This window comes from Kitasatospora sp. NPDC057015 (genome assembly GCF_042673745.1).
GTDB lineage: Bacteria > Actinomycetota > Actinomycetes > Streptomycetales > Streptomycetaceae > Kitasatospora.
On the sequence record NZ_JBHUSG010000058.1, the window covers coordinates 1 to 13,435 of the forward strand.

General features: G+C 69.2%; 8 protein-coding genes. All 8 read right to left on the minus strand.

The annotated features are described in order from the left end of the window. Positions 1 to 1,385: glycoside hydrolase family 27 protein (locus ACFTWP_RS35795; RefSeq protein ID WP_380269230.1), on the minus strand; the 1,385-nt coding region annotated here is incomplete at its 3' end. A gap of 621 nt (positions 1,386 to 2,006) precedes the next feature. Continuing rightward, entirely contained in the window at positions 2,007 to 6,338 is a 4,332-nt protein-coding gene (locus tag ACFTWP_RS35800; RefSeq protein ID WP_380269231.1) for a GH116 family glycosyl hydrolase, read from the minus strand. Between the two features lie 407 nt (positions 6,339 to 6,745). Further along, on the minus strand, positions 6,746 to 7,738 hold the full coding sequence (locus ACFTWP_RS35805; RefSeq protein WP_380269233.1) for an ABC transporter substrate-binding protein: 993 nt from the start codon (positions 7,736 to 7,738) through the stop codon (positions 6,746 to 6,748). Positions 7,739 to 7,794: 56 nt separating this feature from the next. Next, positions 7,795 to 8,847, minus strand: a complete 1,053-nt coding sequence (locus ACFTWP_RS35810; RefSeq protein ID WP_380269234.1) for an ABC transporter permease — start codon at positions 8,845 to 8,847, stop codon at positions 7,795 to 7,797. Next, entirely contained in the window at positions 8,847 to 9,620 is a 774-nt protein-coding gene (locus tag ACFTWP_RS35815) for an ATP-binding cassette domain-containing protein (RefSeq protein WP_380269235.1), read from the minus strand. Before ACFTWP_RS35815 ends, ACFTWP_RS35810 begins: the two co-directional genes overlap by 1 nt. 120 nt (positions 9,621 to 9,740) lie before the next feature. Further along, positions 9,741 to 10,439: a FadR/GntR family transcriptional regulator gene (locus tag ACFTWP_RS35820; RefSeq protein ID WP_380269236.1), complete on the minus strand. Its 699-nt coding sequence runs from the start codon at positions 10,437 to 10,439 to the stop codon at positions 9,741 to 9,743. A 620-nt stretch (positions 10,440 to 11,059) separates the two neighbouring features. Next, positions 11,060 to 11,884 carry a helix-turn-helix domain-containing protein gene (locus ACFTWP_RS35825; RefSeq protein WP_380269237.1) on the minus strand — a complete coding sequence of 275 codons (825 nt, stop codon included), beginning with the start codon at positions 11,882 to 11,884 and terminating at the stop codon, positions 11,060 to 11,062. Positions 11,885 to 13,261: 1,377 nt separating this feature from the next. Continuing rightward, on the minus strand, positions 13,262 to 13,435 hold a 174-nt coding region (locus tag ACFTWP_RS35830), incomplete at its 5' end, for a discoidin domain-containing protein (protein WP_380269272.1).

Here is a 13,435-nt window from a genome sequence, read left to right on the forward strand (position 1 = left end):
GTGATGCCCGCCGGGAGGGACGTCGTGTCGCCGGGTATCCGGTAACCGGCGCCGCCGTAGACGCCCTTCCAGTTGCCCTGCGTCGTGGTGTCGGTCACCTGGTCCGACACCGGCGACGGCGCCGGGGTCGGCACCGTGCCGTTCGGCGTCACCCGGTACATCACCGTCGCGTGGCTGGCGACGCTCGCGCTGATGGCTCCGGTGCTCGTCGACGTGCCCTTGCTCCACAGGTCCTTGAGCGAGTAGCTGGCCACACCGCCGATCCCGAGGACCGAGGCCGAAGTGCTGATCGTCGCGGTCGCACTGGTCGTGTTGGTGAGCGTCACGGCCAAGTCGCCGTTGGCCAGCGGCTTGCGCATCACGAGCAGGCCGTCCTTCTTGTTGACGACCGTTCCCTGTGCGCCCTTCGAGTCCTGGTCCACGGCGATCACGTCGGTGTTGCCCAGGATGGTCTTAGTGGCGGCGCTCTGCGTGCTGACGTCGTGGCCCATGATGAGCGGGGCTGCCAGCTGGGCCCAGAGGCTGAAGTGCGTGCGGTCTTCGGCGTCGGTCATGCCGCCGTTGCCGACCTCCAGCATGTCCGGGTCGTTCCATCCACCGGGACCTGCGGATGCCGCATGCGGCGTGTCCCGGTTGAAGTTGTTCATGATGCTGTTCCAGTTGTCATAGATGTCGGTTGATATCCGCCACTGGTTGGCGGTACCCGAAGCCCATGACGGAAAGTCCAGAGCGGCGCAGCAGGCCGAGAGCATGTACAGGATCGGGCGGTTGGTGGCGGCGAGCGCGTCCCGCATTCTCGGGAAGAGCACCTGTGCGAGCGCCTGGGGTGTGGAGTTGGGGTAGTCCACGTACAGCTGGGGCGACTCGGTCGTCGAGTCCCCGCACCAGTCGTACTTCAGGGCGTCCACCCCCCAGGACGCGAAGGTGTTGGCGTCCTGCGTCTCGTGGCCGTAGCTGCCGGGCCGGTGCTGGCAGGTGCCCTGGGTCGGCGACTCGTAGATTCCGAATTTGAGGCCCTTGCCGTGGATGTAGTCCCCGAGCGCCTTCATGCCGGACGGGAACTTGGTCGCGTCGGCGACCAGTCCCCCGGTGACGGCATCACGGGAGGAGGCCATCCAGCAGTCGTCCACGGTGACGTAGCTGTAGCCGGCGTCCTTGAGCCCGCTGGCGACGATCGCGTCGGCTTCGGCCTTGACCTTCGCCTCGGTCACCGAACAGCCGTACTTGTTCCAGCTGTTCCAGCCCATCGGCGGGGTCAGTGCCAGTTGGTTCTCCAGGGCCTGCGCCGTTGGCGCGACGGTCATCACGGCCACAGCAGCGCTCAGCGCGACCGCCGCGCCGAGCGCACGGCGAAGCGCCACCCTGACACGTCTCGTGCTCTTCATGGTCTCTGCTCTCTGCCGGGGGGTGGACGGGTGAGGGCCCATGTGCGGACTCGAACTCCGCGGTGCGGGCCGGTCGGCGGGTGACGCACGGGGCCGACGGGGAGCGGCTGCCCCGTCAGGGCTCGCGCGGCGCGCTCCGGCCATGAGGTCGGCCCCGTCCTGGGCGACGGGAGTGAAGGAGGCCGGTGCCCGCCTGACCCGGGGCGTGGGCTGCTCGCCCATCGAGCGCTCCAGCCCATCACACGTGGCGTCTGCTCCGTCGGCCAGGGACATGGGACGGAGGTGGCACCCTGCGTGCCGTCCTGCGGGGTCGGTTCCGGTGCGGCAGGTCACGGTCTGTCGGCCTGTGCGTCAGGGGACATCCTGCTCAGTCGGGCCGGTGCTGTCCATCGACAATCCCGGCAGGATATCTGGACTTTTTTCGCCCCCCACAATCGCCGCACGACCATGAACAGGAGCCTCCCCCAGCCCGCACCGCCGCGCGTTCCGGGCTCGTACGGCCGAGCGGCGCCGGCCTCGCTCCCTGTGATGTCCTCGAATGGCTCCCCCGCTGGGCCGGACCTCGGGAACGACCGCGCGCACCCACCGACACGGTGGGTGCGCGCGTCGCGACCGGTGCTGTCAGCTCGTGAAGGTCACCACCACCTTGCCACCCGACGCCACGCTCCTGCTGCCGGCGAGGTCGACGGTGGTGACGCCCCCGGAGGTGCGCTGCGTGGCGGTGACGGCGGCGCCGTCGACCGTCACGGTGACGCCCGTCGGCGTGGTGGGCGTGGTGAACGTGAGATGGCTCAACTTCAACGGGCCGTGGGTGACGGTGAGGGTGTCCTTCTGGGTGGTGGACGAGATCTGCTGGTTGAACAGACCCCAGGCGTCGCCCGCGGTGAAGAAGGACTGGTGGTTGGAGGCGTTGTAGACCGGCGCGAACCCGAGGGTCTCCTTCGGACCGTCATAGGCCAAACCCTGGAGGGCCTGGAGGACCGACCAGCTGCTGCCGGAGCGGCTGTACCACTGCCCGCACTCGTCGTCGCCGAAGGGGTTGCCGGTGGCGTCTCCGGCGGCGCAGGTTCCAGTGGATATCCCCGCGGTGCGCTTGACGCCGTCGTAGCGGTCGTTGGCGGCGTTGACGACGGACAGGCCCTGGGTGACGAGACCGTTCTGGATCATGGCTGCCGCGGCGGAGTACTCGAAGCCGCTCATGGTCTCGTCGTTGTAGTTGACCGCGTTGCTCGGGCGGTCGCCGTGCGGCCAGCTGATCATCGTCATACCGGAGTCGGTCGGCATCACGTAGGTGCGCCACTGGTGCGTGACGCCGAGGAAGTTGTTCTTGTCGTTCGCACGGTAGAGCGTGCGCAGTGACTGCTCCTCCCGGTCGGCGGGGTAGATCCGGCCCAGGTTCAGCAGGTCCGACCACCACTGGCCGAGCAGCATGTCGATGGCGACGCCGTTGCCGTAGCTCTGGCCGCCGCCACCGCTGACCTCGCGGTAGTACTGGCCGTTCCACAGCAGCTTGTCCTGGGCCGTCCTGCCGTCGCTGTACAGCTTTCCGAGCAGTGTCGCCTCGGCCGTGTCACCCTCGATGGCGGCGAGCTTGGACGTCGCGTTGGCGGCTACGAGGTACATCGACCCCGTCCACGAGCTGGTACCGGTGAAGTCGGTGTCGAGCGTGTTGTGGGCGGATCCGCTGGTGAGACCGTCTCGGTCGGCGTCGTAGGTCTTCCAGATCCAGTCCATGGCGAGCTTCAGGTTCGGCCACTGGGTGTCGAGCCACGCCTTTCCGTCCGTGGCGGAGCGCGACTGGTACTCGCGGTAGGCGGAGAGGATCACACCGGCCTGGCCGTCGATCGCGGAGCCGCCGCCTGTCTGGTCGACCGGCCGCTCCGGCAGTCGGCCGTCGGATCGGATCTGGGCCAGCCACTGACTGACCCAGGAGGAGCCGACCTCGTGGAAGAGCTGCGGTCCGTTCTGGTTGTACTCCCAGACGTGGGGCGGCATTCCGGCGCAGCAGCCGTAGCCCTCGTACCCGCCGAAGACGCCGCCGGACGACCAGTACGCGGTGGGTGTGTGCAGCAGCGCGGCGCCGGAGCTGAGCCGGTCCAGGACGTACTGCGGGAGGTCCGACGCGTAGAGGGTGTCGTGGTACGACTTGGTCAGGGCCTGCGCGTCCGCGAGGTGCGCGTCCACGTAGGTGTCGAGATCCGAGGCCGAGCTCCACACGCTGGTGTAGTGCCGACCGGTGTACAGGCCGCCCTGGTGCGACGCGGTGGGGACCCACCAGCGAAGAACGACGGGGATGTCGGCCGATGCCCCTGCGGCGAGGGTGACGCTGGTGGACAGTGCGGCGTCCACGGTCTTGCCGGTGGCGCTGGTCGCCGTCGTGGAGTTGTCGAGTGCGGGGTCGGCCTTGAAGGCGGTCAGCAGGTTGGCCGACGTGTCCCAGGAAGCGGTGGCGGTCGTGCCGGCCGCGGTCGTGCTCAGCCGCATGCTGGCAGTGTTGCCGGTGCGGGACATCTGGATGCGGGTGCCGAAGGCGGTCCCCGTCTCCACGGTGTTGGTGTTGCCGCCGTAGCCGGTCCAGCCGGCTCCGGAGATGGTGCTCGTACCGTCCCAGCCGACCGCGTTCTGCTGGGAGGAGAGCAGGCTCAGCTTCTTGGTCGTGGTACTCGTGTTGGTGAGGTGGAAGGTATATGCGGCGACGGGGAGCGAGGAGTTCTTGGTGTCGCCGGGCACCATCGGGCTGTCGAACGACTCGGTGACCGTGACACCGGGCACGGGATCGGTGAAGGTGTAACTCCCGAGCGGGTACTCGCCCGTCATCGTGAGCGAGGGCGCCGCCGGGAAGGACCCCGCGGCTGTGGTCTGCAGGGCGGCCACGGTGCCCGCCCCGCCGGCCGTGTCGCCCGAACGGATGGCGAAGAACGTGTCAGGCAGCGGCTTGGCGCTGTAGGTCACGTTGTCCGACGGGTAGAAGTTCTGCCAGTTGCGACGCACGCCCGTGCCGTCCTGGAGCAGACCGCCGTCCCCCAGCGGGCCGACGGGGAAGCGGATGTTGCCGAGTGCCGTTCCCGAGTAGACCTTGGTCGCCCCGCGTGCGGTCAGGTCCTTGTACGCGCGGGCGATGGTGTAGGCAGGCGGGCCCTCGGTGCCGGCCGCGTTGACGGCACGCACCGTGTAGATGTAGCCGCCGGCGGCCGTGGCGGTGGTGTCGGTGTACTGGAGTTGGGTGGCGGCCACCGTGGCCAGCAGGGTCGCCGTGCCGGTGGGATTGGTGTCGGTCGAGGTGGACTGGTCCGCGCGGTAGACGCGGTAGTTGGTCACCCCGTTGCCCACGGGGAACGTCCACTGCAGGTCGGCGCTGCCGCCGCTGTTGTGGGTCGAGGCCAGGTCGGGGACCGCCCCGGGAGTCGTACCGGCCGACGGCAGGTTCAACTGGACGTCGTCGAGGCTGATGCTGCCCCACGCGCCGGTTTCCTGGTCCACCACGCGCAGGTGCAGGGTCTTGCCGACGTAGGCGGTGAGGTCCGCCGTCCGCGGCTGCATGCTTTCGGAGTTCGCCCCGGACCCCTTCCACACCTGCGTGTTGTCGGAGGTCTCGACGGCCACGTACTCGCCTGCGCCGGAACCACCGCCGATCATCATCTGGATCGTCGGCTGGCTGAGCACGAAATCCGGGCCGAGGAGCTGGCCGGTGTAGCCGTCGTTCGCCGCTCCGGTGGGCGACTCCAGCGTGGAGAGGAAGAAGGCGCCCTGCTTGGAGTACGGGTGGTCGGCTGCGTTGTGCCGACTGTCGCGATCCGAGAGAGGGGCGCCGAACGAACCGCTGACGACACGGAAGCCCTGCGGGGTGCCGGTCTCGAAGTCCAGCGCCTGGTAGCCGCTCAGGGGCTCGTTGATGTGGACGTCGTCGAGGGTGACGTGACCCCAGCTGGAGGTGGACTTGTCCACGACGGCCAGGTGGAGGGTCTGGCCGACGTAGGCCGACACGTCGAGGATGCGGCGGAACATCGTCTCCGAGTTCGCACCCTGCGCCTTCGCGACCACCGTGCCGCTCGCATCGAGGACGCCCACGTACGTGTCCGCGCTGTTGCCGCCGCCGACCAGCATGTTGAGGGTCGGCTGGGTGAGCACGAAGGACGGCGAGTCCACCTCACCCGTGTACCCGTCGTTCGCGGCCTGGGTCGCCGTCTCCAGCGTCGACATGAACCAGGTGCCCTGCTTCGTGTACGCGGTGGTCGCACTGTTGTGCTCGAACGCACGATTGCTGATCAGCTGCCCGAACGACCCCGAGGCGACCGTCCAGCCCTGCTGCGTCCCGCCCTCGAAGTCGTACGTGATCCCCGGGGGGGCCTCGTTGATGTGGACGTCGTCGAGGGTGACGTGACCCCAGCCCGAGGTGGAGCCGTCCACGACGGCCAGGTGGAGGGTCTGGCCGACGTAGGCCGACAGGTCGAGGGTACGGCGGAGCATCTTCTCCGAGTTCGCACCCTGCGCCTTGGCCAGCACGGTGCCGCTCGCGTTGAGGACGCCCACGTACGTAGTCGCCCCGCTGCCGCCGCCGACCAGCATGTTGACGGTCGGCTGGGTGAGCACGAAGGACGGCGAGTCCACCTCACCCGTGTACCCGTCGTTCGCGGCCTGGGTCGCCGTCTCCAGCGTCGACATGAACCAGGTGCCCTGCTTCGTGTACGCGGTGGTCGCACTGTTGTGCTCGAACGCACGATTGCTGATCAGCTGCCCGAACGACCCCGAGGCGACCGTCCAGCCCTGCTGCGTCCCGCCCTCGAAGTCGTACACGGTGCCCACGGTCGCCGCAGCCGCCGTGCCGGCGGGAGCCAACGGCATGCAGAGCGTGAGGAGCACTGCGGTGATGACGGCGAAGAAGAGGGACCGGCCGGGCCCCGCGGTGCCCCGGCGTGCCTTCCCGAGGGCGGACCCATAGAGCGGTGGGGACATGTCATACCTCCGTGTTTGATGTGGCGATGTGGGAAACTGCCGCGCTGGGGCCGTGCACCGGAAGCTCGAGGAGTCGAGGCACAGGCAAGGCCCGGGCGGGCAGGCTTGGGGCGGCCCGGTGCGGGCACGGACCGGCAGCCTGATGACTTGCACCGGTGATGACGACCACCACGAGGGGCCGCGTTCACCGAAGGAAGGGCGCGAGGTGCCGGGAGTCGTCCAGCCGGGTCAGTCGATCAGCGTCGTACTGACGACCGCATCGGCGCGGGCGATGCGCCTGAGGGTGGTGTGGCGCTACCGGTGACGGTCCAACCGGCTGCCGCGACGTCGGCTCGGAGTGGGTCTCAGCCGCGATGAGACAAGACCGTTGGCCTGCGGGTGCTTGTGACGCGCCGGGTGGTGCGGGTTCAGCAATCGCTCCTGTAGATGTACTTGGCGATGTCCGGAGCGTCCATGTTGGCCTTGTTGAGGACGACGTAGGGGGTGGCGACGGACTTGGTGGTCGGCTTGCCCTCAAGGGCGTCGAGGGCCTGGTCGACGGCTTCCTTGCCGATCTGCAGCGGCTCCTGGAGCACCAGGTCCTGGACCACGCCGTTACGGACGTCGTCCAGGATCGGCGCGGAGCTGTCGAAGCCGACCACCTTGACCCGGCCGGCCGCTCCGGCGTTCTGCACACCGGTGGCCACGCCCTCGACCTCCTGGGTGCTGACAGCGAACACTCCGGTCAGGTCGGAGTCGGCGGCGAGGACGGCGCTCAGCTTGGAGGTCGCGGTGGCGGGGGCGCTCTCGCTGTACTGCGGGGGGAGGACGGTGATCGCCGGGTGGTTCTTCATCTCGTCGGTGAAGCCCTGCTGGCGGGCGTCGGTGGTGGAGATCCCGGGTTTGGCGCCCATGACCACGACCTTGCCCTTGTCGCCGACCTCGGTGGCCAGGGTCTTCGCGGCGAGGACGCCGCCCGCGTAGTTGTCCGAGGCGATCTCGGAGACCGCGAGCGAGTCGTCGGCGGCCTTGGAGTCGGCGAAGACCAGCTTGATGCCCTGGGCCTTCGCCTGGGTCAGCGGCGGCACCATGGCTTGGCCTGCCATCGGGGAGATCAGGATCGCGTCCGGGTGCTGGGCGATGACCGCGTTGAGGACGGGGGTCTGGCTCTGCGGGCTGTAGTCCTTGCCGCCCTGTGCGTCGAAGGACGCGCCGCGAGCGGCGGCCTCGGCCTGCGCGCCGCAGGTGAGCGAGGTGAAGAAGGGGTTACCGGCCATCCCCTGGACGTAGACGATCTTGTACCGCTTGCCGCCGGCGGAACCCCCCGCACCGGCGGCGCCGGAGCCGGACGAGCAGCCGGCGGTGAGGACGGTGAGCAGGGCGAGGGCGGCGGCGAGCGTCGCCTGTCTCTTGGCGGACATGATGGTGGGCCTTTCCACGAGAGTGGGCGCTTCGGTCGGGCTCGGGCGGGGTGGGGTCAGGCCCGTTCGCGGGCACTGCGCTTGAGTTGGTCCAGGTAGACGGCAGCGACCAGGACGGTGCCGATGACGACCTCCTGCCAGAAGGTCTGCACCTTGACGATGACGAAGCCGTTCTGCAGGACGGCGGGGATGAACACGCCGATGACCGTGCCGAGGACGGACGCGGTGCCGCCGAAGAGGCTGGTGCCGCCGAGCACGACGGCGGTGACCGCTTGGAGGTTGTCGCTGTTGTGGCCGGCGATGTTGGCGCTGGCGTAGAGCGCGAGATCGAGGAAGCCGGCCAGTCCTGCCAGCGTGCCGGCCAGCGCGTACACCTTGGTCAGGTGGCGGGTGACGTCGATGCCCGCGCGGCGGGAGGCCTCGGGGTTGGATCCGATGAACAGGGTGTGCAGGCCGAAACGGGTGCGGGTGAGCAGGAGGCCGGCGCCGGCCGTGATGGCCACGGCGATCACCACGATCCACGGGACCACACCGAGGAGTCGGCCCAGGCCGATGGTCCTGAACAACGTCGTGGGTACGCCGTTGAGATCGGAGCCGCCGGTGATCAGCTCGGCTATGCCCAGTGCCGCGCCCATCGAGCCGAGTGTCGCGATCAGCGCGGGCACCTTGAGTCGTGCCACGACGAGGCCGTTGACCGTGCCCCAGGCCAGTCCGGACAGCAGCGCGGCGAGGAGGCCGACGAGGACGGTGCCCGCACCCTGGCCGCCGACCGCCTCCATCGCCTTGATCGCCGTGACCCCGGAGATGACCAGGACCGAGCCGACCGACAGGTCGATCCCGGCGGTGGCGATCACGAAGGTCGAGCCGACCGACACCACCAGCAGGACGGAGGCGACGGTCACGACCGTGCGGATGTTGTAGGCCGTCAGGAAGGCGTTGGGGGCCGCGATCGAGAAACCGACGAACAGCACGGCGAGCGTGGAGCACAGGTAGAGGAGCGAGGACCCGAGCAGCCGCCGGCGCAGCGCCCGGACCAGCGGCTCGCCCTCGTCCCCGTCCGTGTCGTCGCGCCCGGCGCGCGGCCCACTGACGATCGGGGGGGCGCTCATCAGGTCATCTCCGGGGTGTCGTGGGTGAGCAGTCCGGTCATCGCGGCGACGAGGTCCTCGGCGGTGGCCTCGCCGGTGCGGAAGCGGGCGACCCTGGTGCCGAGCCGCAGCACCTCGATCCGGTCCGACACCTCCAGGACCTGCGGCATGCTGTGGCTGATCAGCACGACCGACACGCCGGCATCGCGGACCCTCCGGATCAGGTCGAGCACCCGCCGGGTCTGCACGACACCGAGGGCGGCGGTCGGTTCGTCCATGAACACGACGCGCTTGGCCCAGGTGACGGCCCGACAGATGGCGACGGACTGCCGTTGGCCGCCGGAGAGTGTGGAGATCGGCGCGTCGACGTCGTTCAGCTTCTGTCCCAGGGAGGCCAGCTGCTCGATGCAGCGGCGGCGCATGGCGGCTCTGTCCAGGAAGCCCATCCGGCCGAGAAGTCCGCCGCGCAGCACCTCGCGCCCCATGTGCAGGTTGACCGCCGAGCCCAGTGAGCCGGCCAGCGCCAGGTCCTGGTAGACCGTCTCGATACCGGCCGCCTGGGCGTGCTGCGGCGACGTGAGCCGGATCGGCCGGCCATCGATGAGCACCTGTCCACCGTCGGGTTGGACAGCGCCGGACAGGGCCTTCACAAGGGTGCTCTTGCCGGCGCCGTTGTCGCCGATGAGCGAGACGATCTCACCCGGGAAGACGGTGAAGTCCGCTCCACGGAGGGCTTCCGCACGACCGTAGCGCTTGCGGACGGCCCGGGCTTCGAGCAGGGGTGGGGGTGGCATGGCGGGCTCCGTTCCGGCGAGGTGTGCGGGCAGGCGACGGCTCCGCACGGCGCGCGGTGATGCGCGGGTGGTGGCGCGCAGGTGGGTGTGGCTGGAGGGCAGGGCTGCGGACTGGTGGTACTACGGCCGGGCCGGGAACGCGGAGAGCACCGCGTCCTCGATACCGGCGACGTGTGCTGCGGCGCGGATGCGGGCCCGGTAGGTGTCTCCGGCGGCCAGGGCTTCGTAGATGGCGCGGTGTTCGCTGAGGGTGAGGTGGAGGTCGGACTGTTCGGTCACTCCGCACCACGCGTGGGCGCGCAGCGTCTTGCTGGAGACGGTCTCGACGATGGTGGCCAGGACCGGGTTGCCGGACGCACGGGCGATGAGTCGGTGGAACGCCTGGCCGTTCTCCGCCAGCTGCTGCCGGTCGGGCAACCGCTCGGCGAGCATCAGTTCGTCCTGGTCGAGCAGCGTACGCAACTCGGCGGTGTGGTCCCCGGTGAGGTTCAGGGCGGCCTTCGCGGTGGCCTCGGGTTCCAGGAGGCGCCGAACCTCCAGAAAATGCCGAACCGTACTGTCGTGATGCAGATCCACCACGATGTGCATGGTGCCGAGCAGTAGTTCCGGGTCGAGGCTGGTGACGTAGGTGCCATCGCCCCGACGGGTGTGCAGGACCCGCATCAGGGTCAGAGCCCGCACGGCTTCGCGCAGGGAGTTGCGGGACAGCCCGAGTCGAGCGGCCAGCTCCTTCTCCGCCGGAAGCCGGTCTCCCGGTGCGAGCTCTCCCGTGATGATCATTTGCCGGATTCCGTGCACGGCGTCGTCGGTGAGCGCCATGAGCCCCTCCCCGGCCTTTCATTGACCCGATGTTTCATCGAGCTGACGGAACCATACGAGCGCAGCGCGACCGTGTCAATGACCCGATGTTTCCTCAGGAGTGAAGGCGTGCCGCGGCTCCGCGTACCACTCAAGGAAGCGCACCCAACTGACGATTCCGCTTGGAGGGTAGGACTTTTGAGGAATGACATGGTGGAATGCCGCGTGACCGGGCGGCCTCGATCGGCAGGCCCCCAGCCACGATGGGCCGCGACGGAGCACTGATGCCGCTACTCCTAGTAACCTCCACTTGCTCTGACGGAAGAATATTCATCGGATCTAAGAGCGGCGCACAGCAGCTTCGCCGGCTGGCACGAGGGCACTCGCAATCGATCCTCGACGCGCCTCGCAGTCGACTACCGGCCTCCGCCTGAGGGCGCGTTGCCGGCCCTGCTCCTCGACCGGGGCCCTGCCCGCGCCGGCGGCCCCTGGGCGATGCTGCGCGACCAGGCGCCGACACCCACGCTCCGCCGATGGTGAGGCCGGCCGGACACGGTCACCGGTGTTCTTCGTGTTCCACCGCGTCGTCCGCCCGACCGTGGACGGCAGGCGGCTCCTGTTCGGCCGCGACGACCTCCTGGTCAGCCGTCACGGCCGCGCGGACGGCCCACCTTCCTGAAGTGACTGGGCGCCTGCCCCACCCGCCTGCTGAACAGTCGGGTGAAATACGCCGCGTCGGAATACCCCACGCAGCGGGCGATCTCAGCGACGGTGCGATCGGTGGTCAGCAGGAGGCGCTGGGCCATGCTGAGCCGGGTCCGCAGAATGTAGTCCTTCGGGGTGGTGCCGGTCGCCCGGAACATCTCACGCCGCAGCGTGGGCGTATCCATGCCCAGCCGTCGGGCGTGCTCGCCGATGCTGAGCGGACCGGTCGCCTGCTCGTCGAAGTGGCGGACGACCCGGGCGACGTCCGTCGTCGCCTTGACCGCCAGCAATTCGGCGAGAAGCCTGTGCACAAGTGACGACGTGACCACGTCGCGATGTGGCGAAGACGAGTCCGCGGCCTCGAAGAGACTCTCGAAAACGCGCTCCATTCCGTCGAGGGGTCCCTGCAGCACCATCACGGGCGCGTCCCGGTCCAGGGTGCCGAGCACCTCGTGGGTGTGGGCAGACGGTCCGTTGAAGAGCACCCAGCGCTCGGACCATCCCCCGGCATCGGGTTGGTAGGCGTGGTAGACACCCGGAAAGACGACGAACAGAGCGGGGGCCTGTACGGGAACCCGCTGGCGCGGGAGGTCCCCCCAGACGAACCAGCCCGTGCCCCGGACGATCATCATCAGGCCGTAGCAGTCGATCACACGCCCGTCGAACTGGATGCGACTGACCTGCTGCCATCCCACGCCGAGACACTGCAGACCGAGTCCGCCGCACTCGGCGGCCGGGGTGAGATACCGGGCGAACACCATCAGGCCTCTCTCCTTCGGCCAGGCGACCGGGTCATCGCCCGGGCACCGCAGGACGGGACCCGACGCGGCCTTCCCGGCTGGGACCGGGCACATCCGGGGCGACGGCGTTCCGCACCACCGCGTGGGTCGGCCCCATGACGGTCGTGCCGAAGAGTGTCCCGAGTCCCGCGGCGAGGCTGGTGCCGCCGAGTACCACGACTCCGATCGCCTGGAGGTCGTCCCCGCCCGGCCCGGCGACGCCGATGGCCGCGAAGCGCCGAAGACGGCGGAAGCCGGTCAGTCCTGCCGGCGGCCCCGCCCATGCGTAGGCCGTGATGAGACGGCGGTCGGTCCTGGTGTCGGAGCATCGCACGGCCTCCCCGGCGGAGTCGTCAGCCCTGGCGCGGCGTCCGATCCGGTCGGCACGCGGTACGCGGATGCCGCGGGCCGGGCCGGTCGCGGTGATCACGACGAACCAGGGAATCGGTCGAGCAGCCGTCCCGGACCGGCGGAGGCGGCCAGGACACGGGGCACCCGCCGGGGTGGGACCCGCGCGTCGTCGACCGGGCCGGCCCCGCCGTAACTCCCAGGGTGCCGAGAGCCGGCCTCAGCTCGGGCACACCCGCCCTTGCGGCACTGCCGTTCTCCACTCCGAAGCCGGTGGCAAGCACGCACGGTCCGACGGCGGGACAGCTGACGGAAGCGGTCCGCGCGCGAGTGAACAGGGCGCCGGCGACCCCCGAGTGGGTCACCGGCGAGAACCACCGCGTCCGGACGCGGGGAGCCGTCCGTCTCGACCTGCGCCGCAGCGGTGTTGATGGAACCTTGGGCCTCAGAAAGGGGTGGGCCCTGCCGATGCGGGCGATCGATCTGGGGCTGATTCATTCTGGCTCCCGTCGGGCAGATACATCCGATCTTTGAATTGAGCCGGAACTTACGCCCGCGAGCAGCTGACGTCAATCAGTGGACTCCGGATGTGCCCGATAACTTCACACCAGCACCCGTAAGGCACCCGGCGATACCCCGAGCCATGGACCTCAACTACCGCTTCTCTCCTACTCATAGGTAGTTGAATCCGATGTAGGTGCCGTTCGATCGGGCGATCGGCAACCCGCCCCGGCGCCGTCACCACACGGGCCGACCCACCCCCGGGAAGCCGAGGGCAACGTAGTCCATCCCTTCACGGCGACTCGCGCACCCGGGTTTGCCAGTCTACTGAGAAAAACATCCAATGAATCAGCGGTACGGCGCGGCACCGCGAGGGCCGAGAGCGTCAATGGGGCTTCTGATCGGACGGGATTTCGTAGCAGCGGCGTGGAGGCCTCGACGCTACATCCCAGTGCTGGGGGTGGCAGGTCTGGCCTGCCACCCCCAGCAGGAGGGATCGAGCACCGACCCTTAGGTTGCGGCGATGTTGAGTTCGGCGACGGCCGTCCAGGGATTGCCGCCGACCTCGCTGGTGGCGACCAGACGGACATAGCGGGCGGTCACGGCGGTGAAGTGCACGTTCTGTTCAGTGGCGCTGTTGGCGAAGGTTCCGGCGGCCACCGCAGTACCCCAGGTGGTCCCGTC